The sequence below is a fragment of the Burkholderia sp. ABCPW 14 genome, from assembly GCF_001523835.1.
GTDB lineage: Bacteria > Pseudomonadota > Gammaproteobacteria > Burkholderiales > Burkholderiaceae > Burkholderia > Burkholderia mayonis.
Genome location: NZ_LOVS01000188.1, coordinates 22,260 through 46,156, shown reverse-complemented (window position 1 = coordinate 46,156; position 23,897 = coordinate 22,260). Strand labels below are relative to the sequence as shown.

The following is a 23,897-nucleotide window of genomic DNA, read 5'->3' as shown; positions in this document are numbered from 1 at the left end:
GCGATGCCGTCGGCGGTCTGCGTGCGGAGTGCCGCGTTCGGCGTTCGGCGTTCGGCGTTCGGCGTTCGGCGTTCGGCCTTCGGCGTTCGGCGTTCGGCGTTCGGCGTTCGGCGTTCGGCGTTCGGCGTTCGGCGTTCGGCGTTCGGCGTTCGGCGTTCGGCGTTCGGCGTTCGGCGTTCGGCGTTCGGCGTTCGGACTCTGACCGCGGCGCGGGACGCAGGTTCAGCACGTCGCCGCGCATCGCGATGGCGATGCCGGCCCGGCGCAGCCTGCGATCCGGCGGCGGCGCGGCACGGTTTCCGTCGCCGCGCCGACGCGACGGGCGCGCATCGGCCGATCGGCCAGATTCTCGCGCGGTCCTCCGTTTGCTATCCTTGGCTCCTCGACTTGCCGGGTATCCCCCCGGCGTCTTTCGCTCCGCTTCATGCTCCATCTTTTCTATTCGAACCGCCACGAGACGCTTGCCGACGCGCTGCTCGACGATCTCGCCGCCGCGTCGGACGGCGCGGGGCCATGGGCCGCGCAGCAGGTGATCGTACCGAGCGCGGCGCTGCGCCGGCGGCTCGAACTCGGCGTCGCGAAGCGGCACGGCGTATGCGCGAACGTGCGCTTCAGCTATCTCGCGCAATGGCTGTGGGTGCAGATCGGCGAAGTGCTGACGGTGCCCGTGCATTCGCCGTTCGCGCCCGATCGCCTCGTGTGGGGCTGCTACCGGCTGCTGTCCGGCGACGGCGCGCAGCCGTGGCGCGCGTCGCCGCGGCTCGCCGCGTATCTGGCCGCGGCCGATGCGCCGATGCGCCACGAACTCGCGCATCGGATCGCGACGGTGTTCGACCACTACCTCACGTATCGCCCGGAGTGGCTTGCGCAATGGCAGGCGGGCGAATCGATCTTCGCGCTCGAAGGCGCGCCGCGCCACGGCGGCGATGCCGCGCGCGACGACGAGACGTGGCAGGCGGCGCTCTGGCGCGCATTGCTCGCCGAGCTGTCCGACAGCGGAATGCCGCCTGCGCACCGGTTCCTGCGCGAGGTCGGCTCGCTCGATCTCGACATCGTCGCGCATGCGAAGTGGCCGGAATCGGTCAGCGTGTTCGCGCTGCCGACGATGCCGCCGTTGCACATCGCGCTGCTGCGCGAGCTGTCGCGCTGGATCGACGTGCGCATCTACGCGCTCAATCCGTGCCGCGAATTCTGGTTCGACATCGTGACCGCCGCGCGCGCCGAATCGCTCGACGCGGCGGACCAGCTCGACTATCAGGAAGTCGGCCATCCGCTCCTCGCCGAATGGGGCCGTCAGACGCAGGCGCAGCTTCACATGCTGCACGAGCTGACCGAGAGCGCGGCGGCGAGCGACGCGTCGCGCTACGCGGAGAATCCCGCGCCGACGTGGCTCGCTCGCGTGCAGAACGCGATCCTCGATCTGCAGCCGGAGGACGCGCTCGGCGAGCCGCCTGCCGAGCGCGGCATCGAGGTGCACGTATGCCACAGTCTCGCGCGCCAGCTCGAGGTGCTGCATGATCGTCTGCTCGCGTGGTTCGACGCGGATCCGGGCCTCGCGCCGTCGGACGTGCTCGTCGCGATGCCGGATCTTGCGGCGGCGGGGCCGCTGATCGACGCGGTGTTCGGCACCACGTCGGGCGCCGACGCGGCGCGCATCCCGTATCGGATCACCGGCTTGCCGCCGTCGCAGGCGAACCCCGTCGCACGCGTGCTGCTCGATTGGCTTGCGCTGCCCGAGCGCAACGTCGGCGCGCCGGAGCTGGTCGAATGGCTGCGCGTCGATGCGGTCGCCGCGCGCTACGGCATCGACGCGGCGGCGCTCGAGACCGTGCAGACGTGGCTCGCGGCGGCGGGCGCGCGTCGCGGGCTCGCGCCTGACGCGTCGGAAAATGCGAACGCGGCGGTGCCCGCGCTGCGTCACACGTTCGCCGATGCGCTGACGCGGCTCTTTCTCGGCTACGCGATGCCGGACGGCGCGGCGCCCGTCTCCACGTGGCTGCCGATCTCTGGCGCGGAAGGCGGGGAAGCCGAGCTGCTCGGCCGGCTCGCGCGCTTCACCGACGATCTCGACGGCTTCGCGCAGCGGATTGCCGGCGACCTGACGCCGCCAGGCTGGGGCGACGCGTTCGCCGACGCGCTCGCGCGCTTCTTCGATTCGGGCCCGGCATTCGCCGACGCGCTGTCCGGCGTGCGCGACGCGCTCGACGCGATGCTCGCCGCGATGGCGGAAGGCGCGGGCGGCGTCGAATTGCCGGCCGCCGTCGTGCGCGCGGGCCTTGCGGCGGCGCTCGACGATCCGGCGCGCGGCGGCGTGCCGTGGGGCGGCGTCACGTTTTCGTCGCTGACGAGCTTGCGCGGGCTGCCGTATCGCGTCGTATGCCTGATCGGGATGGACGACGGCGTGCTGCCGAGCCTCACGCGTGCGGACGAATTCGACTTGATGGCCGTGTTCGCGAAGCTCGGCGACCGGCAGCGCCGCGACGACGAGCGCAACCTGTTCCTCGATTTGCTGCTCGCGGCGCGCGACCGCCTGCTGATCGCCTACACGGGCCGCAGCATTCGCGACAACGCACCGCTGCCGCCCGCGGCGCTCGTCGACGAGTTGCTCGACCATCTGGCGACGGTGTCGGCAGGGCCGGACGCGCCGCCCGACGCGATCGACGCCGCGCGCCGCGCGTTCGTGATCGAGCATCCGCTGCAGCCTTTCTCGGCCGAGTACTTTGCACCGGGCGGCACGCTCTTCACGTACGACGCGTCGCGCGCGACGCTCGCGCGCCTCCTTGCCGAAGGCGCCCAAGCGGCGGCGCAGCCGTTTTTCTCCAGGCCGCTGCCGGCCGAGCCCGCGGAGCCCGTCGCCTTCGCCGATTTCGAGCGCTTCTGGCGCCATCCGGCGCGCTCGCTGCTGCGTGCGCGGCTCGGCATCGTGCTCGCGGACGCACAGGCGGAGCTCGTCGACACCGAGCCGTTCGAGCTCGATTACGCGGGCAGCGACGCGCTCGCCGAGCGTGTGCTGCCGCTTCTGATCGAGACGGCCGATGCGGCCGCGTTCGAGCATGCGCTGCGCGTCGCCGACGCGAGCCCCGAGGTGCCGGGCGGCGCGACGGGCGCGGTGCGGCGCGACCACGAGCTCGACGCGCTCGCGCAGCTCGCGGGCAACGTGCGGCGCGCGCTGGCCGACGGCGCGACGCGCGTGCCGTTCGCATTCGACATTTCACCCGCCTGGCCCGCGGCCGGCGATGCGCGATGGTTCGGCGCGCACGACGCCGAACTCGCGTCCGTGGCGACGCGCGAGCCGTTGCGCCTGCATGGCGCGCTCGCGCGGCTGACGGCGGCGGGGCAGGTGATCTACCGCTATGCGCGGCCGGGCGCCCGCGACTATCTGTCCGCGTGGCTCGCGCATCTCGTCTATTGCACGATCGATCCCGACGGGCCGCGCCGCACGCTGTGGTTCGGCAGCGGCGACACGTTCGAATTCGCGCCCGTCGCCGCGCCGCTCGAGCAGCTTGCGCCGCTCGCCGCGCTGTTCCGCGCGGGCCGCCGGATGCCGCTCGCGTTTTTCCCGAGGAGCGCATGGGCGCTCGTGTCGGAGAGCGAATCGAAGGCGGCGGGCGTGTGGATCAACGACCGCGTCGCGGGCGAAGCCGACGACGCGGCGCTCGCCCTTGCCTGGCGCGGTGCGAATCCGTCGCTCGACGAGCCGTTCGGCGCGCTCGCGCATCTCGTGTTCGATCCGCTCGCCGAGCATCTGCGGAGGGCGTCATGAGCCGCGCCGCGCCACCCGGTCCGTCGACGAGCGAGCTCGACGTCTTTGCGTGCGCGCTCGACGGCGTGAACCAGATCGAAGCGTCGGCGGGCACCGGCAAGACCTGGAACATCTGTGCGCTCTACGTGCGCCTGCTGCTCGAAAAGGATCTCGGCGCGGACGAAATCCTCGTCGTCACCTTCACGAAGGCGGCGACGGCCGAGCTGCACGAGCGGATTCGCGGGCGCCTCGCCCAGCTCGCGCACGCGCTCGACACGGGCGACGACGGCAACGATCCGTTCGTCGCGCGCCTGTTCGAGACGACGCTTTTGCCCGAGCGCGGTCTCGATCCGGAGACGGCCGCAAAGCGTGTGCGACGCGCGCTGCGCGCGTTCGACCAGGCGGCGATCCACACGATCCACGCGTTCTGCCAGCGCGCGCTGCAGGAAGCGCCGTTCGCGGCCGCGATGCCGTTCGCGTTCGAGATGGAGGCGGACGACGGCGCGCTGCGCTTCGAACTTGCCGCCGATTTCTGGCGTACGCGCGTCGAGCCGGTTGCGGCGGCGCATCCGGCGTTCGCCGAGTGGCTCGTCGAATACGGTGCGAGTCCCGCAGCGCTCGACGCGCAGCTCGCGCGGCGCTTGAAAAAGCCGCTCGCCGAGTTGCGCTGGGACGGACTGCACACGGCCGACGACAATGCGGAGGCCGCCGCCCGCGAGCACTTCGACGCGGCGGCCGGCATCTGGCGCGCCGAACGCGGCGCGCTCGACGCGCTGCTCGCCGATGCTCAGCCGTCGCTGAACCAGCGCTCGCACAAGCCGGAGGCGGTGGCCGAGGCGTTCGACGCGTGGGCGCGCTACTTCGAGCAGGCGAGCGCGGTGGCCGCGTTGCCGCGCGCGGCGCTCAAGCTCACGCAGGCCGCGCTTGAAAAAGCGACGAAAAAAGGCGGTGCGACGCCGCGTCACGCGTTCTTCGACGTCGCGCAGGCGCTCGAGGCGGCCGTCGCCGCGGTCGAGGCCGCGCAGCGCGCGCGTTGGCTATCGATCGTCGCGCAATGGCTCGACACCGCGCCGGCCGAGCTCGCGCAGCGCAAGCGCACGCGCCGCGTCGTGTCGTTCGACGATCTGCTCGCGAACCTGTATCACGCGCTCGAAGCGCATCCATGGTTGCGCGAGACGCTGCGCGCGCGCTATCCGGCCGCGCTCATCGACGAGTTCCAGGATACCGATCCGCTGCAGTTCGCGATCTTCGACACGATCTTCGCGCCTGCCGGCCCGCTCTTTCTCGTCGGCGATCCGAAGCAGGCGATCTACAGCTTCCGCGCGGCGGACCTGCATACGTATCTCGCCGCGCGTGCGCGGGCATCCGCGCGCTACACGCTCGCGGTGAACCAGCGCTCGACGCCGGCGATCGTCGACGCGTGCAACCGAGTGTTCGGCGCGAATGCCCGCGCGTTCGTGCTCGACGGACTCGATTACGAGCCGGTGCGCGCCGGCTCGCGCGTACGTGCGCCGCTCGTCGATACGACCGATCCGCTCGCGGGCGCGGGCGACTTCCGCGTGTGGACGCTGCCCGCCGGCGATGGCGGGCTGACGAAGCGCGACGCGCAGCGGCAGGCGGCGCATGCGTGCGCCGCCGAGATCGCGCGATTGATGCGCGGCGCGCGCGAGCGCGACGTGACGCTCGGCGGCGAGCCGCTGGCGGCGTCCGGCATCGCGGTGCTCGTGCAGACTCACAGGCAGGGCAGTCTCGTGAAGCGCGTGCTTGCGGCGTGGGGCATCGGCAGCGTCGAGCTTGCGCAGGCGTCGGTGTTTGCGACGATCGACGCCGAGCAGCTCGAGCGCGTGCTTGCGGCGATCGACGCGCCCGGCGACCTGCGGCGTCTGCGCTCGGCGCTCGCATCCGACTGGTTCGGGCTCGATGCGGCGGCGCTCTGGCGTCTCGAGCAAGGCGACACGGCGCAGGGCGACGTCGAGGACGCCGCGCGCGAAGCTGCGGACGACGGGCGCGCGCGCGCATCGGCGAGCGCTGCCGCGCCGCCTTCGGCGGATGCCGACGCGATGGGCTGGGTCGAGCGTTTTTCCCGCTATCGGCTGTTGTGGCGCGAACGCGGCTTTGCGGTGATGTGGCGCACGTTCGCGAACGAGCTGCGGATCGCCGAGCGGCTGATGGCCGGTCAGGACGGCGAGCGGCGCGTGACCGACGTCAACCATCTGGCCGAGCTGACGCAGGCGCGCGCATCCGCGCAGCCGGGCATCGCGCCGACGCTGCGCTGGCTCGCCGCGCAGCGTCTCGAAGGCGGTGGAGACGATGCACAGCTGCGGCTCGAGTCCGATCGCAACCTCGTGCAGATCGTCACCGTGCACAAGTCGAAGGGGCTCGAATACGCGATCGTGTTCTGTCCGTTCCTGAACGACGGCGGGTTGCGCGAGCCGAGCGGCTCGGGCCTGCCCGATGCGCGCGAGTATCACGACGAAGCGGGCGGCGCGGTGCTGCATTACGGCTGCGACGACGAGGCGGCTGAACGCGCGTCGCGCGAAGCGGTGCGCGAGCAGGCGGCGGAGCGCGCGCGGCTCGTCTATGTTGCGCTCACGCGCGCCGTCTACCGATGCTATCTGGTCGCGGGCACGTACGTGTCGTCGCGCTCGACGAAGGAGGCGCGGCGCAGCGTGCTGAACTGGCTCGTCGCGGGCGCGGGCCGCGAATTCGACGCATGGCTCAAGGAGCCGCCCGAAGACGCGGAGCTCGCCGAGCGCTGGCAGGCGCTCGCGGGCGGCCCGGTGACGCTCGGCGCGCTGCCCGTGCCGGCGCATCGCGAGCCGCTCGCGGCCGGCCACGAGACGGACGCGACGCGATCGGCGCGACGCGCGACGCGCGGGCTGCGCGACGCATGGCGGATCGCGAGTTTCAGCTCGCTCACGTCGGCGCTCGCGCGCGAAGAGGGCGGTATCGCGAGCGTCGCCGACGAAGAGACGCGGCCCGATCACGATGCGCTCGCCGCGGCGGTCGACCCGGACGCGCCCGACGCCGCCGCACGAGCGGCGACTGCCGTCGCGCACGAGCCCGCCGAAGACGACATCCTCGCATTCCCGCGCGGCGCGGCGGCGGGCGAATGCCTGCACCGGCTGTTCGAGCTGAGCGATTTCTCCGACGCGTCGACGTGGCCGGCAGCCGCGCTGCGCGCGCTGCACGAGCGCCCGGTCGAAGCGGAGCTCGCGCTCGCCGCGCGGCTGCCGGCGATGATGACGCGGCTCGTCGCCGATCTCGCCGCGACCGAGCTCGTGCCGGGCATGCGCCTGGCGACACTCGATCCGGCGCGGCGCCTGACGGAAATGGAATTCCTGTTTCCCGCGCCCGCGCTCGATTTCAACGCGTTGCGGCGGCTGCTCGCCGCGCACGGCTATCCGGACGTCGCGCTCGAGGCGGGCACGCTTGCCGGATTCGTCAAAGGATTCATCGACATGATCGTCGAGCACGACGGCCGCTTCTGGATCGTCGACTGGAAGTCGAATCATCTCGGCACGGCGCCCGATGCGTACGGCCCGCGCGCGCTCGACGCCGCGATGGCGCACCACGCGTATCACCTGCAGGCGCTGCTCTATACGGTCGCGCTGCATCGCTATCTGCGCGTGCGGATGCGCGACTACGACTACGACGCGCACATCGCAGGCTATCTGTATCTGTTTGTGCGCGGCGTGCGGCCCGGCTGGCGCAGCGCCGACGCGCCGGCAGGCGTGCATGCGCGGCGGCCGGCGCGCGCGCTCGTCGAAGCGCTCGATGCGCTGATGCGCGAGGGGGCGGCATGAGCACGGTCGACGAACGCTTCGCGTGGACGGGCGGCCTGGCCGACCGTCTGCCCGAGCCGGCCGATTTCGGCCTCGCGCTCGCGGAAGGCTTCGCGCGCCGGATCGGCATGCTGTCGCGCCGCCTCGGCGCACCCGCCGCGGCCGCGCGCTGGGCGGCGCGCGCGGCGTTCGCCGCGAGCCGCGCGACGGCGGCGGGGCACGTGTGCGTGTCATTGCACGCGCTCGCGCAGCGCTACGACGAGCCGTTCGCCGACGTGCGCGACGCGCTCGCGGCGAGCGGCGTGACCGCGTTCGGCGGGATCGCTCGCGGCGGCGAATGTCCGCTCGTCGTCGATCGTGACGGGCGCCTGTATCTCGCGCGTTACTTCGAATATGAGACGCGGCTCGCGACCGCGCTCGTCGCGCGAGCCCGTTCCGCCGATGCCGCGGTGGGCGGCGTCGGCTGGCTCGCGCCCGAGGCGCTCGGCGAGCGGCTCGTTCGATATTTCGGACCGCAGAAGGAGCGGGGCGTCGATTGGCAGCGCGTCGCGGCACTCGTCGCGCTGACGGGCCGCGTGACGATCGTGAGCGGCGGGCCGGGCACTGGCAAGACGACGACGGTCGTCGGCGTGATCGCGTGCCTGCTCGACGTGCATCCGGACTTGCGGATCGCGCTCGCCGCGCCGACCGGCAAGGCGGCGCAGCGGATGCAGGAGGCGCTGCACGCGCGCGCCGGCAGCCTGCCGGCCGAGCTCGCGATGCGCCTGCCGCAGACGTCGTACACACTGCACCGGCTGCTGGGCGGCGGTCCGGGCGGGCGCTTCGCGCATCACCGCGACAACCCGCTGCCGTACGACCTCGTCGTCGTCGACGAAGCGTCGATGATCGACGTCGCGCTCGCCGCGCACCTGCTAGACGCGCTCGCGCCGAACACGCGCCTCGTGCTGCTCGGCGACAAGGATCAGCTCGCGGCCGTCGAAGCGGGCGCGGTGTTCGCGGAACTGAGCGCTCAGCCCGCGTTCAGCGCGACGGCGTGTACGACAATCGCGCGCGCGCTCGGCATCGACGAGGCCGAGTTCGTGGCGGCGTTGCCGGACGGGATCGCCCGCGGCGCGGCGGGGATTCGGAAGGCGGCCGCGGATGTACGCGAGGCCGTCATCGATGCGAGCGCAGCGGCGTGCGCTTCGGCCAATGCGGCCGTTCCTGCGGCGCGAGCCATGGCCATGGCGGCCGACAAGGCCGCTGCCGAACCTGCGCCGCGCGCCGGTCGGCGAGGCGGCGCACGCGAATCGAAACGCGCGGCCGACGATGCGCAGGGATCGCTGTTCGCGTTCGACGACGAAAGTACGCCGGGCGATGACACACCGGGCGACGCGCCGCAGAATCGGCTCGACATGCCGGACGTGCACGGGGCGTCGAACGTGCGGGACGTTCACGGCAGCGGGGACGCGCAACGCAGACCGGCACCGGCCGATGACGGAATTCCGGCCGATTTGCCGTGGGACGCATCCGCCGCCGAGCCGGCGGCGTGGATCGACGCAGACGAGCTCGCGTGGCTCGACAACGCGTCCTTCTCGTCATTCGAAGACGCCGCGATGAATGCCGCGTCGGGCGAGCGGCGCACCGCATCGGCGGCCGGAGCCGACGCACGTGTACGTGCCGATGCGGTGACGGGCAGGAGCGCCGATGCACGCGTGGAACCGGGCGTTTCGGCATCGACGATGCCCGACGAATCCGCATCGCCGACAGCACTTGCCGTCGCGCCGCTGACCGACTGCGTCGTCTGGCTCGAGCGCAACTATCGTTTCGGCCTCGATTCGCCGATCGGCCGGCTGTCGCTCGCGATCCGCCGCGGCGCCGTGCAGGATGCACTCGACGCGTTGTCGACAGCCGACGATGCGGCCGCGCGTTTCTGCGATGACGGCGGCGCGACGCTGTCGGCCGCGACGATCGAACGGGTTGCGCAGGGCTTCGCCGGCTACGCGGCCGCGCTGCGCGACGCACTCGCCACGCCCGCGCCTGATCCGCTGCCGCTCTTCGACGTGCTCAACCGTTTCCGCGTGCTGTGCGCGACGCGCACGGGCGCGCGCGGCGCGGACGAGGTCAATGCGCACGTCGCGGCCGAGGTGCGCCGCGCGGTGCGCGTGCCGCTCGCGATCGGCGCGCACTGGTTCGCGGGACGGCCCGTGATGGTGACGCGCAACGATTACGCGCTCGGGTTGTTCAACGGCGACATCGGCATTGCGCTGCCGGACGCGCGCGGCGCGCTGCGCGTCTGGTTTCGCGGCGCGGACGGCCGTGCGCGCGCGGTGTCGCCCGCCGCGCTGCCGCCGCACGACACGGCGTTCGCGCTGACCGTCCACAAGTCGCAGGGCTCGGAGTTTGATGACGCGGCGCTGATCCTGCCCGCGTCGTTCAACCGCGTGCTGTCGCGCGAGCTCGTCTATACGGCAATCACGCGCGCGCGTTCGCGGGTGCAGGTCATCGGCCCGCGCGCGGTGCTCGCGCTGGCGATCGCGACGCGCACCGCGCGCGATTCCGGGTTGGCCGCGCGAATCGCAGACGCGCTGCGCGCTCCGCCGGAGGGGACGCGATGACGCTGCGCTACGCATTCTCGCCGGATGAGGTCGAACTGATGGCGGTCCGCGCGCAGGGCGCGGGCGGGCAGAACGTCAACAAGGTGTCGAGTGCGATTCACCTGCGCTTCGACATCCGCGCGTCGTCGCTGCCGGACGAAGTGAAGGCGCGGCTTCTCGCGCGTTCCGATCAGCGGATTACGCGCGAAGGCGTCGTCGTCATCAAGGCGCAGGAGTACCGCACGCAGGAGAAGAACCGTGCGGCCGCGCTCGCGCGGCTCGATATGCTGATCCGCAGCGCTGGCGTGACGCCGCGCAAGCGGATCGCGACCCGGCCGACGCGTGCGTCGAAGGAACGCCGGCTTGCCGAGAAGAGCCGGCGCGGCGAAGTGAAGTCGGGGCGCGGCAGAATCGTCGATTGAACGCGTTTGGCATTTGGCGCTCGATATACGGAGTTCGGAGTTCGGAGTTCGGAGTTCGGAGTTCGGAGTTCGGAGTTCGGAGTTCGGAGTTCGGAGTTCGGAGTTCGGAGTTCGGAGTTCGGAGTTCGGAGTTCGGAGTTCGGAGTTCGACGTTGAAAGTTCAAAGCCGCAAGCGACGTTCGATGGCCGGCATGTCGCCTGCGACTCGGGCGTGCCGATGATAACGATTGGCCGGGCCCGGCGCGAACGGCGGCAGCGGCTAGGTCGACGCACAGCGCCGCAAATGCTGTTGTGCGTGCGCCTATGCCGGTGGACGGCGGTCAAACGGGATACCCATTGCTCGGCCTGTGAACGAACCCGAGGTTCGAGCGAGCGGCGCGGCAAGGCACGGCAACTCGGACGCTGCCCGCGTCGTGAGCCGCAGCCGCACCCATCGCGCGCCTCGCATTCGGATCGAGCGTCTATCCACGTCGAACCGGCCTATCGCCTATATCGAGCGGACATCGAGCGGACATCGAATGGACAAATGCACGCGGCGTACCGCCGCGCCGCTCATATATCCATTCGTCCATCCCTGTCCGCGAGGCGCTCGCAAGCGAGGGTGTTCGATCCGCACGCCGTCTCCGCCGCGCCTACTGCTCGTCACCGTCCGACGAGGAGAAATCGAAGTCGACGCAGAACACCTTCAGCGTCGTCCCGAGATGGATCGCGACGGCCGCCGTGTAGCAGTCGCGGCCGTCCGTCAGCGAGAAGTGCGGTCCCATCAGCGCGACGCGTCCCGGCGCCGCGACCGCACGCTGGAAATACGCGCGCCGCGACCAGTTGCTATGCAATTCCGGCAGCAGCGGCGCGAGCCGCCGCGTCGTCACGCTCGGCGCATCCGGCGTCTCTGAGGTGACCGACGGCTCGATCTGCTCGCCGTTCGCCTCGGCGACGAACACGCGCCGCACGATCGGATTCGTCAGCAGCCGTTGCGCGGTGCCGCGCAGGTCCTGGGCCTCGGTGTAGTCGGCGGCGCCCGCGAGCACGATCCGCTCGATCGTGTCGAACCCGGGATGCATGGCGCCGCCGCGCCGCTTCTGCACGCGCTCGGCGAAGCGCACCCATGCGGCCTCGATGCGTGCCGGCGCGTAACGGCGCGCGTGCTCGAGCGACGGATCGGGCTGGCCGAAGCAGAAGCCCTGGACGAAGTCGACGTCGGCGTCCATCAGGATCTGCAGCGCGTCTTCGTTCTCGACGCCCTCTGCGAGCACCATCGTGCCCGCGTGGTGCAGCATCGTGACGAGGTGATGGACGATCCGGTGCGCGTCGCTTGGCGCGAGCGAGCGTTCGACGATCGAGCGATCGAGCTTCACGATGTCGGGCTTTATCTGCCAGATGCGGTCGAAGTTCGAAAAGCCGGTGCCGAAATCGTCGATCGCGATCAGGAAATCGCCGTGCTGGATCATGTCGAGCGTGTGGGCGAGCGCGGCTTCGTTGCGCGACGGCTGCTCGATCACTTCGAGCACGACGCGCGTCGGCGGCAGCGCGAAGTGCGCGCACAGCGCCTCGATGAACTCGCGCGGCGCGATGCCGGCGTCGAACATCTGGGGCAGCACGTTCAGGAACAGCCAGCACATGCCCGTGTCTTGCGCGGAGAAATTCGCGACGTGCAGGCAGCGGGTCAGGCGATCGAGCAGGATCGTCTCGCCGCGCGCCTGCGCGCGCGCGAACAGCGTGTCGGGCGAGATCGGCGCGCCGTTCGCGTCGGTCGCGCGCACGAGCGCCTCGTAGCCGACGACGCGCTTGTGCGTGATCGAAATCACCGGCTGAAAGGCACTTGAAAGGGCGATGTCGTGATATTGCGCGCACCAGCCTTCGTCGCCGCGTGTGAACTGCGAGATCAGGCTGTCGGGCGAGAGCCCCTGCGATTTGGGCATGTTGTCAGCATCGCCGCCACGAGCGGCAAAAGGCGCGCGCCACGCGGCGGACGTGTGCGCGCGCTCATAAGGACCACGCGGCGAAAGACGAAGTGCGTCATTTCTGCGTCCCGTGGGGAATGGAATCGAGTGTAACGAATGTCGGCGTGCATTGCGCATCGGGGATACGCTTAACCCGGCGTCGCAATGTCGCGTCGCCGCGTCGGACGAAAGCAGGCTCTGGAGACGGACGGGGCGCGCCCGCCACGCGGCGGCGGGCCGGTCGGCGGCGTGGGGCGCGGATGTCCTGCAGGCGGCGCCCGCTTGCCGCAGGCGAGCGCTTGTCGATGCAGCGGATGTGGCCGCCTATCGATTCAAGCGATTGAAGCGAATTCGACTCACCAGTCGGTACAGATTGACGGCGCGAAGCAGGTTCTGGGCTGCAGGGGGGGCGTATCAAAGTACGCGCTGTCGCTCAGCATGCGGACGATCGCGCGTGCACTGCCGGCGGCGATATCCGCGATGCTCGACGCCCGATGATCTGTTCACCGAGCGGAATCGGGCGTCGGAAGTATTCGAGAGGGACGTCCGGGAAGCTCGACGTTTCCGATTCACCGGTCGGTACACCACGCGGTCCGTCGGACGCACCGCGTTGCGCGATCCTGCCGCCGCACCGCCGCACCGCCGCACCGCCGCACCGCCGCACCGCCGCACCGCCGCACCGCCGCACCGCCGCGCCACCGCGCCACCGCACCACCGCACCACCGCACCGCCGCGCCACCGCACCGCCGCCCGCCGCCCGCCGCCCGCCGACGGCACCGCGCGTCGCCCGCCCGCCGCCCGCCCTCCGTCGTTACACAGCCTCGTTTCGCTGCGACCGGATGCCGGGAATCCGCTTGATCACGCCGGTCGCGAGCGCGGTGCCGAGCAGCACGATCGCGCAGCCTTCGAGCATCGCGAACGATACGCGTTCGCCGAGGAAGAGCGCGCCCCACAGAATGCCGAACACCGGGATCACGAACGTGACGGTGATCGCGCGCGCCGGCCCGACGTGCGCGATCAGGTAGAAGAAGATGAAGTAGGCGATGCCCGTGCACGCGATGCCGAGCGCGAGCACCGAACCCCACGCGTGCGCGGAGACGGGCGCGGCGGGCCAGGTCGCGAGCGCGAACGGCAGCAGCAGGACCGTCGCGCCGACCATGCTGCCCGTCGCGTTGACGAGCGGATCGACGCCCGTGAGCTTGCGCTTCGTGAAGTTCGCGGCGATCCCGTACAGCAGCGTCGCGCCGAGGGCCGCGGCGGCGGCGAGCGCGGCCGTCGCGGGTGAGGCCGGATTCGCGCCGTGCGGCGAGAACACCTGATCCCAGACGAGCGTCAGCACGCCAGCGAAGCCGACCACGAGGCCGAGCGTGCGCGGCAGCGACAGCGAATCCTTGAGCCACAGATATGCGACGAGCGCGCCCCAGAGCGGCGTGGTCGCGTTGATGACCGACGTGACGCCCGCCGACAGCGTGAGCTCGGCGAACGCGAACAGGCAGAACGGCGCGGCGGAATTGAGCAGGCCGACGACGAAGAGCGGCCACGCGTGCTTGCGCAGCAGCGCGGCGAGTTCGCGCGGCGAGTAGCGCGTGAGCATGAGCGCGACGAGGAAGAGGGCGCCGATGCCGACGCGCAGCGCCATCAGCGGCGCGACGCCGAATTCGGTGACGCCGATGCGAATGAAGAGGAACGACGCGCCCCATAGCGCGGCGAGGACGATCAGCAGAAAGGCGTTCTTGACGTTCATCGAGGATCGGACACTTGGCTGTCGAAGGAAGACTGGCCAAGCATCTTACACCGCGCTGTCGCGCGATGTTTCAGGCTGCGATGAAACAGCAATGTTCGGCAACGGGAGCCAGAACGGGTGCTGCGCATCGTCGGCGAACGGCTGACGCGAAGGTGAAACCGGCGCGCCGCACACCGACGCCGGCGCGCCGACGTTACGCGGCGAAGGTTCAGTGATGGCGCCAGCCGCGGCGGCCGCCGCCCCCCCAGTAGCCGAAGTTGAGCGACAGCGAGGGGGCCGGATAGTAGTACGACGGATACGCGGGCGCGACGTAGACGGGCGCGGTTTCCACCGGCGCCGCGTAATAGCCGCCGGCAGGGTAGTAGCCGCCGGCAGGGTAATAGCCGTACGGGTAATAGCAGCCGGCGAGCGCGATGCTCGCGAGTGCGGCGGCGACAAGCGTCTTGTTCATGATGGGTTCCGCAGTCGTGCGTGCGGGGGCAGGATTCGATGCTTGCGAGCTTAGACCGCTCGCGTGTGAAACGCTGTGTGAAACGGTAACGGATCATTTCCGCCGCTGGCCGCGGCGCAATCGTCGCACGAATCGCCATGCTCGCACGGTTTCGCGAAACGGCCGGGCGATGCCCGCCACCACGAACGCGGCTCGCATCGCCCGCATGCAAGGACGCGGCCGCTTGAGCGGCGCGCCCGATTCGCGGGCTTACTTGCCGACTTGGCTGCCTACGAGGCCGCCTGCGGCGGCGCCGCCGATCGTCGACAGGGCGTTGCCGCCGATTGCCGCGCCGGCGACACCGCCGATGCCCGCGCCGATTGCCGCGTTACGTTGCTGGTGAGTCATCGTATCGCATGCCGACAGACTCGCCACCGTTGCGATGAGCATCGCGCATACCCCAATACGCCGAATCGATTTCATTGTTCAATCCTCAGATGAAAGAGATGCGTAGACGCGTTCTGGAACGCAGCCCACACTCAAAAATCTACGCGGGCGATGCGTTTTGCGCTGTAAGGACTTGTTAGAGCCCTCTCGCTTTCGTAATCATTTGTTTCGCGCCCGGCGCGCCATGGCGCATACGCAAAAAAGCCCGCGCGAGGCGGGCTTTCGGGGCACTGCAGCGGCGCGCGCCGCGTTACTGACGGTGGTAGATCTCCGCGCCGCTCTTTACGAACTCGACCGCCTTCACTTCCATGCCTTTCCTCAGCGCATCGGTTTCCGACATGCCCTGCTGCGCCGCAAACTCGCGCACGTCCTGCGTGATCTTCATCGAGCAGAAGTGCGGGCCGCACATCGAGCAGAAATGCGCGACCTTCGCCGAATCCTTCGGCAGCGTCTCGTCGTGGAATTCGCGCGCCTTGTCCGGATCGAGGCCGATGTTGAACTGGTCTTCCCAGCGGAACTCGAAGCGCGCCTTCGACAGCGCGTTGTCGCGCACCTGCGCGCCCGGGTGGCCCTTCGCGAGGTCGGCGGCGTGCGCGGCGAGCTTGTACGTGATGATGCCTTCCTTCACGTCGTCCTTGTTCGGCAGGCCGAGGTGCTCCTTCGGCGTCACGTAGCAGAGCATCGCGGTGCCGAACCAGCCGATCATCGCGGCGCCGATGCCTGACGTGATGTGGTCGTAGCCCGGCGCGATGTCGGTCGTGAGCGGCCCGAGCGTGTAGAACGGCGCTTCCTTGCACCACTCGAGCTGCAGGTCCATGTTCTCCTTGATCAACTGCATCGGCACGTGGCCGGGGCCTTCGATCATCACCTGCACGTCGTGCTTCCACGCGATCTGCGTGAGCTCGCCGAGCGTCTTCAGCTCGCCCAGTTGCGCTTCGTCGTTCGCATCGTAGATCGAGCCGGGGCGCAGGCCGTCGCCGAGCGAGAAGCTCACGTCGTACGCCTTCATGATTTCGCAGATGTCTTCGAAGTGCTCGTACAGGAAGCTTTCCTTGTGATGCGCGAGACACCACTTCGCCATGATCGAGCCGCCGCGCGACACGATGCCCGTCATCCGGTTCGCGGTGAGCGGCACGTACTGCAGGCGCACGCCCGCGTGAATCGTGAAGTAGTCGACGCCTTGCTCGGCCTGCTCGATCAGCGTGTCGCGGAAGATTTCCCAGGTCAGGTCCTCGGCGCGGCCGTTGACCTTTTCCAGCGCCTGGTAGATCGGCACCGTGCCGATCGGCACCGGGCTGTTGCGGATGATCCACTCGCGCGTCTCGTGGATGTGCTTGCCCGTCGACAGGTCCATCACCGTGTCGCCGCCCCAGCGGATCGCCCACGTCATCTTGTCGACTTCCTCGCCGATCGACGACGTGACGGCCGAGTTGCCGATGTTCGCGTTGATCTTCACGAGGAAGTTGCGGCCGATGATCATCGGCTCGGTTTCCGGGTGGTTGATGTTCGCCGGGATGATCGCGCGGCCGCGCGCGACTTCTTCGCGAACGAACTCGGGCGTGATCTGCGCGAGTGCGTTCGCCCCGAACGCGGCGGCGCCGAACGCCTGGCCGACGTGCTGGCGGCCCATCATCGCGGCGAGCTTCGCGCCGTTCGGGCCGCTCGCCTTCAGGCTTTCCAGATACTCGGCGCGGCGCTGGTTCTCGCGGATCGCGATGTATTCCATCTCGGGCGTGATGAGCCCCGCGCGTGCGTAGTGCATCTGCGTGACGTTCTTGCCCGCCTGCGCGCGGCGCGGGTGGCGGTGCAGGTCGGGGAAGCGCAGCTCGGCCGTCGCCGGGTCCGCCGCGCGCTCGCGGCCGTACTCGCTCGTGAGGCCCGTCAGCGTTTCGGTGTCGCCGCGCGCGTCGATCCAGCGCTGGCGCAGCGCGGGCAGGCCCGAGCGGATGTCGATCTTGACGTCCGGGTCCGTGTACGGGCCCGACGTGTCGTAGACGTAGATCGGCGGATTCTTTTCGCCGCCGAAGCTCGTCGGCGTGTCGGATTGCGTGATTTCGCGCATCGGCACGCGAATGTCAGGTTGCGAGCCCGTCACGTAGACCTTGCGCGAGTTCGGCAGCGGGGCGACGGCGGCGGCGTCGACGCGGGCGTCGGCCGACAGGAACTTGGGATTGGCGTTCATGCGATCTCCTGTGGTGGGGCGCTAAGCAGGAGACGAGATGCGCGACGCGACGGGATTCAGACGTGGAACAGCGGCGAAATCCTGACGCTTCCCTGCGCTGGCATTATCCAGATCAGGTTCAAAGGGTATTTCTCACCCGCGCCGCACGATCGCTTGACCGAGCGCATTGCAGGACCCCCGCGTTAGCAAGCGCAAAAGATACACCGGGTCGGCTGCGGTTTCAACAGGGGACAGATCGATGGCGCGTGAACGCGCGTTTGACTGCGCATGCTGCGCCGCGGCGGGGGCAGCCCGGACGGCGCCGGCGCGCACGCGTTCGAGGCGCGTGGGCGGCGCGTCGTCTTGCGCGTCGAGCCGGCGCGGCGGGGCGCGGCAGCGCGTTTGTGCGCCGCGCGATCGACCGCGCGCCGGCTCAATCGTCGGTCCCGAAGAAATTTTTGCGCGTCGCCGTCATATCCGCCGCCGCGCCCCGACTATTCGGCTCCTCAACCAATAACGATGGAGTGATCCCATGAAAAGGAATCTGATTGTTGCCGCGTGTGCCGCCGGTTTCGCGTTCGCCGCGCCGTTCGCGCATGCGCAGAACGATGCGATGTCGAAGGACGCGATGTCTAAGGATGGCATGGCGATGTCGAAAGATGCGATGTCGAAGGACCAGATGGGCAAGAAGAAAGATCACATGGCGAAGGGCGGCATGAAGAAGGACCCTATGTCGAAGGACGCGATGAAAAAGCCGATGTCGTCCGACAAGATGAGCCCGATGTCGAACTGAGCGGCGCCGTTTCCGGCGGATTTCATCGCATGACCCGGCTCGGCCGCCCGTTCGCTGTTCGGGCGGTTTTTTTCTCGCGACGCCGGACATCGAGGAAAGCCGGATCGCGACACGCATGCCGGTGTGCGCAGCGTACGCGCCCGCGCCCGGCACTGACCGAAGAGTTTCGATATGTCGATTTCATTTTCCGCTTCGATGCGCGCTGTCGCGGCGACGCTCGCGCTCGGCGCGGCGTGCGTCGCGCAGGCGGCCGCGGGCGGCGCGTGCGCCGCGCGCAGCCCTGACGGCCGGCAGGCGCTCGTCGAGCTCTACACGAGCGAAGGCTGCAGCAGCTGTCCGCCCGCCGACGACTGGCTCGCCCGGCTCGCCGCGCGTCGCGCCGCGGTGCGCGTCGTGCCGCTCGCGCTGCACGTCGATTATTGGGACGGCCTCGGCTGGACCGATCGCTTCGCGCAGCATCGCTTCACCGAACGGCAGCGCGCGCTCGCGTCGCGCGGCGGCGGCAGCTTCGTCTATACGCCGGAGGTCGCCGTCGCCGGGCGCGAGCTGCGCGGCTGGCGCGATGCGGACGCGTTCGAGCGGCGCGTCGTCGCGACGGCCGCCGAGCCCGCGCGCGTCGGCATCGCGCTGTCCGCCGCGCGGCGCGCGGACGTGCTCGATGTCGAACTGTCCGTGACGCCGCGCGCCGGTGCGCCGCGTGCGGTCAATGCGTATCTCGCGCTTTACGAGAACGGCATCGAGTCGCAGGTGCGCGCGGGCGAGAATCGCGGCGCGACGCTGCATCACGAGCGCGTCGTGCGCCATTGGATCGGGCCGCTCGCGTCCGAGGGGCGCGCGGCCGCGTCGCTCGACGTGCAGCGCCGGCTGCCGTTGCCGGCGGGCCTGCGCGCACAGGACGCGGCGCGCTACGGCATCGCGGCGTTCGTCGAGGACCCCGCGACGGGCGACGTGCTGCAGGCGCTCGATCTGCCGCTGTGCAGTTGAGCGGCTTGCGCTCGCATTCGATCAAGGAAGGAGGGCATCGCCCATGAATGCAACGACGACGATAAACGCGGCGACGAAGGTCGCGGCCAGCGCGTCGACGAATACGCCGATGAACGTGCCGATCGACGGAACGATCAGCGTGGCGACCAACGCAGCCGACAACGCAACGGCCGACGCAACGGCCGACGCAACGACCGACGCAACGACCGACGCAACGACCGACGCAACGACCGACGCAACGACCGACTCAACGACCGACTCAACGACGACCGCCATCCGGCCGCGCAGGACGATCCATCCGTCATGGGTGCGCGCGAGCCACTGGCTCAACGCGATCGCCGCCGTGACGATGGCGCTGTCGGGCTGGCGGATCTACGACGCGTCGCCGATCTACGCGGGCTTCGCGTTCCCGCGCGGCATCACGCTGGGCGGCTGGCTCGGCGGCGCGCTGCAATGGCATTTCGCCGCGATGTGGCTGCTGTTCTTCAACGGCGTGTTCTATCTGGCGATGAGCGTCGCGACCGGACGCTTCAGGCGCAAGTTCCTGCCGCTGAGCGCGAAGGGCATCGCGCGCGATCTGCGCGACGCGCTGCGCGGCCGGCTGTCGCACGACGATCTGTCCGTCTACAACGCGGTCCAGCGCGCGGCGTACGTCGCGGCGATCGCCGATCTCGTGCTGCTCGTGCTGTCCGGGCTCGTGATCTGGAAATCGGTGCAGTTCCCGCTGTTGCGCGCGCTGCTCGGCGGCTATGACAGCGCGCGCGTCGTGCATTTCTGGGCGATGGCGTTTCTGGTCGCGTTCTTCGTCGTGCACGTCGCGATGGCGGCGCTCGTTCCGCGCTCGCTGCTCGCGATGCTGCGCGGACACTAAAAGGAGCTCTTCATCATGTCCGAAAACGATGAGAAAAAGCCTATGGGCGACAATGCGCGGATCGACCGCGCATCGCTGCTGGTCGACGTGCGCAAGACGCTCGCGCTGCCGTCGCGGCGTTTGTTCGGCAAGCGCGTGCTGACGCTCGGCGGCCTCGCGATGCTGACGGGCTGCACGCTGCGCGACGACGCGTCGGTCGACGGCTTTCTCGATGCGGTGTCGCGCGCGAACGATCGCGTGCAGGCGTGGCTGTTCGGCCCGACGCGGCTCGCGCCGACGTATACAGAAGCCGACCTCACGCGCCCGTTCCCGTTCAACGCGTTCTATGGCATCGACGACGTGCCGCACGTCGACGCCGACGACTACCGGCTTGTCGTGTCGGGCCTCGTCACCGGCAAGCGCAGCTGGACGCTGCCGGAGCTGTACGCGCTGCCGCACGCGGAGCAGATCACGCGGCACATCTGCGTCGAAGGCTGGAGCGCGATCGGGCGCTGGGGCGGCACGCCGTTTCGCGAATTCCTGCGTCGCGTCGGCGCGGACACGACCGCGAAATACGTCGGCTTCAAATGCGCGGACGACTATTACGAGAGCATCGACATGCCGACCGCGCTGCATCCGCAAACGCTGCTGACGTTCGAATACGACGGCAAGCGCTTGCCGCCCGAATACGGTTTTCCGATGAAGCTGCGGATGCCGACGAAGCTCGGCTACAAGAATCCGAAGCACATCATGGAGATATTCGTGACCAATACGTATCCGGGCGGCTATTGGGTCGACCAGGGATACAACTGGTTCGGCGGATCGTGACGGAATCGCGCGAAGCCGCGCGGGCGGGGCGGCGCGTTCCCGCATGCCCGCGCGCGGCGCGTGCGATTTCGCGCTTTTATCCCGAATGTCCGAAAACGAAAATACTGTTTTGCCGCGCATGAAATGTCGCGCCGAAACGTCACCGAGCGCGCGTTCGATTCAAGCCGGCATTCGTTTTCCATTCCTTAATGCATAATGCTGGCGGTGCGCGGCCGTCCGGTCGCGCACGTCTTCATTCGAGTCCGTTCGCCTCTTTCGGTCATGTTCGCCGCCGCACGCTCCGACCTGTCGTTTCGCACGCCGTCGTCTCTTCCCATTCCGGATTCATCGAGGCCGCTCGCCGGCAGTCGCGCCGCCTCGCCGTTGAACGTGCGACACCTCGTGCGGGCACGCTGACCGATGACGCCGTTCGACCGCTTCCTCGCCTTCCTCGAGCGCCATCCGCCCCGCCTGCCGCAAAGCCGCAGCGGCCGCGTCGTGCTCGCGCTCGCGTTCATTTATTTCGCGTGGGGCTCGACGTATCTCGCGCTGCACGTCGCGCTCGAATCGTTTCCGCCGCTGCTGCTGTCCGGGCTGCGCAACCTGCTCGCGGGGATCGGGCTCTTCATCTTCGCGATGCGGCGCCGTCCGGTGCGCCCGACGCTCGTCGAGATCCGCAACGCGGCGCTCGTCGGCACGATGCTCGTCACGCTGTCGTCCGGTTTTATCGCGCTCGGGATGCGCACCGTCGGCAGCGGCTCGGCCGCGGTGACGGTCGCGACGGTGCCGCTCTTCGCGACGGTGATCGCGTCGGTCGCGGGGCGACGCATCACGGCGGGCGAATGGGCGGCCGTCGCGCTCGGGATGGTCGGGATCGTCGTGCTGAATTCGGGCGGGCCGTCGTCGCCCGGCTCGACGCTCGGCAGCATCACCGTGCTCGTGGGCGCGCTCTTCTGGGCGGGCGGCGCGCATCTCGCCGCTCGGCTCGCGCTGCCGCACGACCTGTTCCTGTCGACCTCGCTGCAAATCGGCCTCGGCGGCGCGGCGTCGACCTGCATCGCATGGGTGCTCGGCGAGCGCATCGAGCACGTCGCGTTTCTGCCCGGCGTCGCGTTCGTCTATCTGATGCTCGCGGGCACGATGGCCGCGTACGTCGCGTACGGCTATCTGATTCGCCACACGAGCCCGATCATCGCGAGCAGCTGCATGTACGTGAACCCCGTCGTCGCCGTCGCGCTCGGCGCGCTCTTGCTCGGCGAGCCCGTCACGCTCGCGACCGTGATCGCGACCGTCGCGATTCTCGGCAGCGTCGGGCTGTCGTTCGTGTTCGATCCGGCGCGCAAGCGGATGCAATAACAGCGCGCGACGTGGCGGACGATGGCGCGCGCGCGGCTCGCGCGACGTCCGCCTGTTTCCGCGCTCGGCGGTTTCGCGCACGATCTCGCGCGCCGATACGCCGCCGCGCAATCCGGCGGCGCTGGCGATGCAACCGAGCGTGCGCATCGCGCGGGGCGATCGTGGAGCCCCGCGTATCGATCTCGCCGGGCGGCGGCATGTTCGCGACGCGCGGACATGCGCGATGCGCGTCCGCGCGGCTCGTCCGCGGCTCGTCCGCGGTGCGGCCCGGCCCGGCCGGCGTCATGCGCACCGCATCCGGTTTTTTGCGTATCCGATCGCGGTTTTCCGCGTGCGCGCGTCGGCCTGACGTCGCCCCGACGCGGCGGCGCCGCACCGTGCGCCGCCGCCGCGTCGAGCGCTTATCGCGCGCTCGCGCGGCCGCGATGATGCACGAGCGCCGCGACGACCGAGAACAGCAGGCCGACCGCGCACATTCCCATCCAGCCCATCGCGCGCCACGCAGCGACGCCCGCCGACGAGCCGATCGCGCCGCCGATGAAATAGCAGACCATGTAGACCGTGTTCACGCGGCTGCGCGCGTCGGGCTTGAGCGCATAGATGCGCGACTGGTTCGAGATCTGCGCGGCCTGCACGCCGACGTCGAGGACGATCACGCCGATCACGAGTCCGGCGAGGCTGTGGCCCGACACCGCGAAGATCACGAACGACGCGGCGATCAGCGCGATCGCGAGCGTGATGATCGCGCGCGGGCCGCGCTTGTCGGCGAAGCGGCCCGCGTACGGCGCGGCGAGCGCGCCCGCCGCGCCGACGATCCCGAAGAGGCCCGCCGCCTGCGGACCGAGATGGAACGGCTCGCCCGCGAGCAGCAGCGTGAGCACCGGCCAGAACGCGCTGAACGCCGCGAAGATCGCGGCGCCCGTCATCGACGCCTCGCGCAGCCCCGGCAACTCGCGCGCGAGCTGCCACATCGATCCGAGCAGCTTGCCGTACGGCAGCGCCGACGTCGGCGAGCTGCGCGGCAGGCGTGCGACGATCACGGCCGCGAGCGCGGCGAGCGCCGCGACCGACGCACCGAACACCGCGCGCCAGCCGAAGTATTCGGCGACGAAACCCGCCGCCGTGCGCGCGAGCAGGATGCCGAGCAAGAGCCCGCTCATCACGGTGCCGACCGCCTGCCCGCGCGCGGCGGGCGGCGCGATCTCGGCGGCGAACGGCACGGCCTGCTGCGCGATCGTCGCGAGGATGCCGATCGCGAGGCTCGCCGCGGCGAGCACGGCGAGCGTCGGCGCCGCCGCAGCGATCACGAGCGCGGCCGACAGCCCGGCGATCTGCAGCAGGATCAGCTTGCGCCGGTCGAAGCGGTCGCCGAGCGGCGCGAGCGCGAACATGCCGGCCGCGTAGCCGAGCTGCGTCGCGGTCGGCACGATGCCGATCCACGACGCGCTGTCCGGAAACGACGCGCGGAACGCGTCGAGGAGCGGCTGGTTGTAATAGATGTTGGCGACGGACACGCCCGCGATCGTCGCGAGCAGCAGCAACAGGCTGCGCGAGTCACGGCGGGGCGCGTCGGCGGAGACGGAAGGCGACGAGGGCATGGTGCGTGTGGACGAAGTGCGGCGCGCGCGTCGTGCGCGCCGTCCGGATCTTCGATCGAGACGGGAGAGGCGAAACGCCGGGAGCGCCGATCATACCGGACGTCCCCGAAGTCTGCTGGCGGCGGCGCGATCGCAGTGCGCGCGCATGCCGTTAATGTCGCCTTAAGCGGTCGGCTTGCATAGTGGCGTCCGAGCGAGTCGTGGGAGCGTTCGTATGTCGCTGCACCGCCGTTGCCGGAATCCGGCTCGCTTTGCGCAACCG

General features: G+C 70.0%; 15 protein-coding genes, 1 pseudogene and 1 riboswitch. Of the genes and pseudogenes, 9 read left to right on the top strand and 7 right to left on the bottom strand.

The genetic code is table 11. The features are described from left to right. A pseudogene (locus tag WS62_RS38515) lies at nt 1-433 on the bottom strand (hypothetical protein); the annotation flags it as partial. On the opposite strand from WS62_RS38515, the gene recC reads away from it, so the two are divergent. From recC to arfB, 4 genes are read left to right on the top strand one after another with little or no spacing between them, the layout of a single operon-like run. Beyond that, nucleotides 425-3,763, top strand: coding sequence for an exodeoxyribonuclease V subunit gamma (gene recC / locus WS62_RS27860; RefSeq protein WP_066577795.1), 3,339 nt, complete (start codon nt 425-427; stop codon nt 3,761-3,763). The pseudogene WS62_RS38515 and the gene recC overlap by 9 nt on opposite strands. Continuing rightward, nucleotides 3,760-7,548 carry an exodeoxyribonuclease V subunit beta gene (gene recB, locus WS62_RS27855; protein ID WP_066577794.1) on the top strand — a complete coding sequence of 1,263 codons (3,789 nt, stop codon included), beginning with the start codon at nt 3,760-3,762 and terminating at the stop codon, nt 7,546-7,548. Before recC ends, recB begins: the two co-directional genes overlap by 4 nt. Next, on the top strand, nt 7,545-10,124 hold the full coding sequence (locus WS62_RS27850; RefSeq protein WP_066577792.1) for an AAA family ATPase: 2,580 nt from the start codon (nt 7,545-7,547) through the stop codon (nt 10,122-10,124). Before recB ends, WS62_RS27850 begins: the two co-directional genes overlap by 4 nt. Next, complete coding sequence (gene arfB / locus WS62_RS27845; RefSeq protein ID WP_066577789.1) at nt 10,121-10,525, top strand: alternative ribosome rescue aminoacyl-tRNA hydrolase ArfB; 405 nt, start codon at nt 10,121-10,123, stop codon at nt 10,523-10,525. The genes WS62_RS27850 and arfB overlap by 4 nt, the downstream gene beginning before the upstream one ends. Nucleotides 10,526-11,157: 632 nt before the next feature. Here arfB and WS62_RS27840 read toward each other — a convergent pair. The 5 genes from WS62_RS27840 to thiC form a co-directional block, all read right to left on the bottom strand. Next, entirely contained in the window at nt 11,158-12,444 is a 1,287-nt protein-coding gene (locus WS62_RS27840; RefSeq protein WP_066577786.1) for a sensor domain-containing phosphodiesterase, read from the bottom strand. A gap of 832 nt (nt 12,445-13,276) precedes the next feature. After that, nucleotides 13,277-14,209 carry a DMT family transporter gene (locus WS62_RS27835; RefSeq protein WP_066577783.1) on the bottom strand — a complete coding sequence of 311 codons (933 nt, stop codon included), beginning with the start codon at nt 14,207-14,209 and terminating at the stop codon, nt 13,277-13,279. Between the two features lie 208 nt (nt 14,210-14,417). Further along, complete coding sequence (locus WS62_RS27830) at nt 14,418-14,660, bottom strand: hypothetical protein (RefSeq protein ID WP_066490322.1); 243 nt, start codon at nt 14,658-14,660, stop codon at nt 14,418-14,420. 249 nt (nt 14,661-14,909) lie between these two features. Then, entirely contained in the window at nt 14,910-15,122 is a 213-nt protein-coding gene (locus WS62_RS27825) for a glycine zipper 2TM domain-containing protein (RefSeq protein ID WP_066490329.1), read from the bottom strand. A gap of 214 nt (nt 15,123-15,336) precedes the next feature. Continuing rightward, nucleotides 15,337-17,268, bottom strand: a complete 1,932-nt coding sequence (gene thiC, locus WS62_RS27820; RefSeq protein ID WP_066577778.1) for a phosphomethylpyrimidine synthase ThiC — start codon at nt 17,266-17,268, stop codon at nt 15,337-15,339. A gap of 71 nt (nt 17,269-17,339) precedes the next feature. Next, nucleotides 17,340-17,457: riboswitch (TPP riboswitch) on the bottom strand. A gap of 322 nt (nt 17,458-17,779) precedes the next feature. Here thiC and WS62_RS27815 point away from each other — a divergent pair. The 5 genes from WS62_RS27815 (at nt 17,780) to WS62_RS27790 (ending at nt 22,037) form a co-directional block, all read left to right on the top strand. Continuing rightward, nucleotides 17,780-18,040 (top strand): pentapeptide MXKDX repeat protein, encoded by a 261-nt coding sequence (locus tag WS62_RS27815; RefSeq protein WP_066577775.1) that lies wholly within the window; start codon nt 17,780-17,782, stop codon nt 18,038-18,040. Between the two features lie 171 nt (nt 18,041-18,211). Next, the gene (locus tag WS62_RS27810; protein WP_066577772.1) at nt 18,212-19,024 is read left to right on the top strand and encodes a DUF1223 domain-containing protein; all 813 of its coding nucleotides are present in this window, start codon (nt 18,212-18,214) and stop codon (nt 19,022-19,024) included. A 43-nt stretch (nt 19,025-19,067) separates the two neighbouring features. Next, nucleotides 19,068-19,895 carry a cytochrome b/b6 domain-containing protein gene (locus WS62_RS27805; protein WP_066577770.1) on the top strand — a complete coding sequence of 276 codons (828 nt, stop codon included), beginning with the start codon at nt 19,068-19,070 and terminating at the stop codon, nt 19,893-19,895. Nucleotides 19,896-19,910: 15 nt separating this feature from the next. After that, complete coding sequence (locus WS62_RS27800; protein WP_066577767.1) at nt 19,911-20,702, top strand: molybdopterin-dependent oxidoreductase; 792 nt, start codon at nt 19,911-19,913, stop codon at nt 20,700-20,702. A 399-nt stretch (nt 20,703-21,101) separates the two neighbouring features. Continuing rightward, the gene (locus tag WS62_RS27790) at nt 21,102-22,037 is read left to right on the top strand and encodes an EamA family transporter (protein WP_066577763.1); all 936 of its coding nucleotides are present in this window, start codon (nt 21,102-21,104) and stop codon (nt 22,035-22,037) included. Between the two features lie 401 nt (nt 22,038-22,438). On the opposite strand, the gene WS62_RS27780 is transcribed toward WS62_RS27790, so the two are convergent. Continuing rightward, nucleotides 22,439-23,635, bottom strand: coding sequence for an MFS transporter (locus WS62_RS27780; RefSeq protein WP_066577755.1), 1,197 nt, complete (start codon nt 23,633-23,635; stop codon nt 22,439-22,441). Nucleotides 23,636-23,897 lie beyond the last annotated feature (262 nt).

Bases quoted from the DNA above. Each gene is read 5' to 3' on its own strand.
- recB (WP_066577794.1), top strand. From the start codon at position 3,760: ATGAGCCGCGCCGCGCCACCCGGTCCGTCGACGAGCGAGCTCGACGTC.
- WS62_RS27810 (WP_066577772.1), top strand. From the start codon at position 18,212: ATGTCGATTTCATTTTCCGCTTCGATGCGCGCTGTCGCGGCGACGCTC.
- WS62_RS27840 (WP_066577786.1), bottom strand. From the start codon at position 12,444: ATGCCCAAATCGCAGGGGCTCTCGCCCGACAGCCTGATCTCGCAGTTC.
- WS62_RS27825 (WP_066490329.1), bottom strand. From the start codon at position 15,122: ATGAAATCGATTCGGCGTATTGGGGTATGCGCGATGCTCATCGCAACG.
- WS62_RS27835 (WP_066577783.1), bottom strand. From the start codon at position 14,209: ATGAACGTCAAGAACGCCTTTCTGCTGATCGTCCTCGCCGCGCTATGG.
- WS62_RS27800 (WP_066577767.1), top strand. From the start codon at position 19,911: ATGTCCGAAAACGATGAGAAAAAGCCTATGGGCGACAATGCGCGGATC.
- thiC (WP_066577778.1), bottom strand. From the start codon at position 17,268: ATGAACGCCAATCCCAAGTTCCTGTCGGCCGACGCCCGCGTCGACGCC.
- WS62_RS27815 (WP_066577775.1), top strand. From the start codon at position 17,780: ATGAAAAGGAATCTGATTGTTGCCGCGTGTGCCGCCGGTTTCGCGTTC.
- WS62_RS27790 (WP_066577763.1), top strand. From the start codon at position 21,102: ATGACGCCGTTCGACCGCTTCCTCGCCTTCCTCGAGCGCCATCCGCCC.
- recC (WP_066577795.1), top strand. From the start codon at position 425: ATGCTCCATCTTTTCTATTCGAACCGCCACGAGACGCTTGCCGACGCG.
- WS62_RS27780 (WP_066577755.1), bottom strand. From the start codon at position 23,635: ATGCCCTCGTCGCCTTCCGTCTCCGCCGACGCGCCCCGCCGTGACTCG.
- WS62_RS27850 (WP_066577792.1), top strand. From the start codon at position 7,545: ATGAGCACGGTCGACGAACGCTTCGCGTGGACGGGCGGCCTGGCCGAC.
- WS62_RS27830 (WP_066490322.1), bottom strand. From the start codon at position 14,660: ATGAACAAGACGCTTGTCGCCGCCGCACTCGCGAGCATCGCGCTCGCC.
- arfB (WP_066577789.1), top strand. From the start codon at position 10,121: ATGACGCTGCGCTACGCATTCTCGCCGGATGAGGTCGAACTGATGGCG.
- WS62_RS27805 (WP_066577770.1), top strand. From the start codon at position 19,068: ATGAATGCAACGACGACGATAAACGCGGCGACGAAGGTCGCGGCCAGC.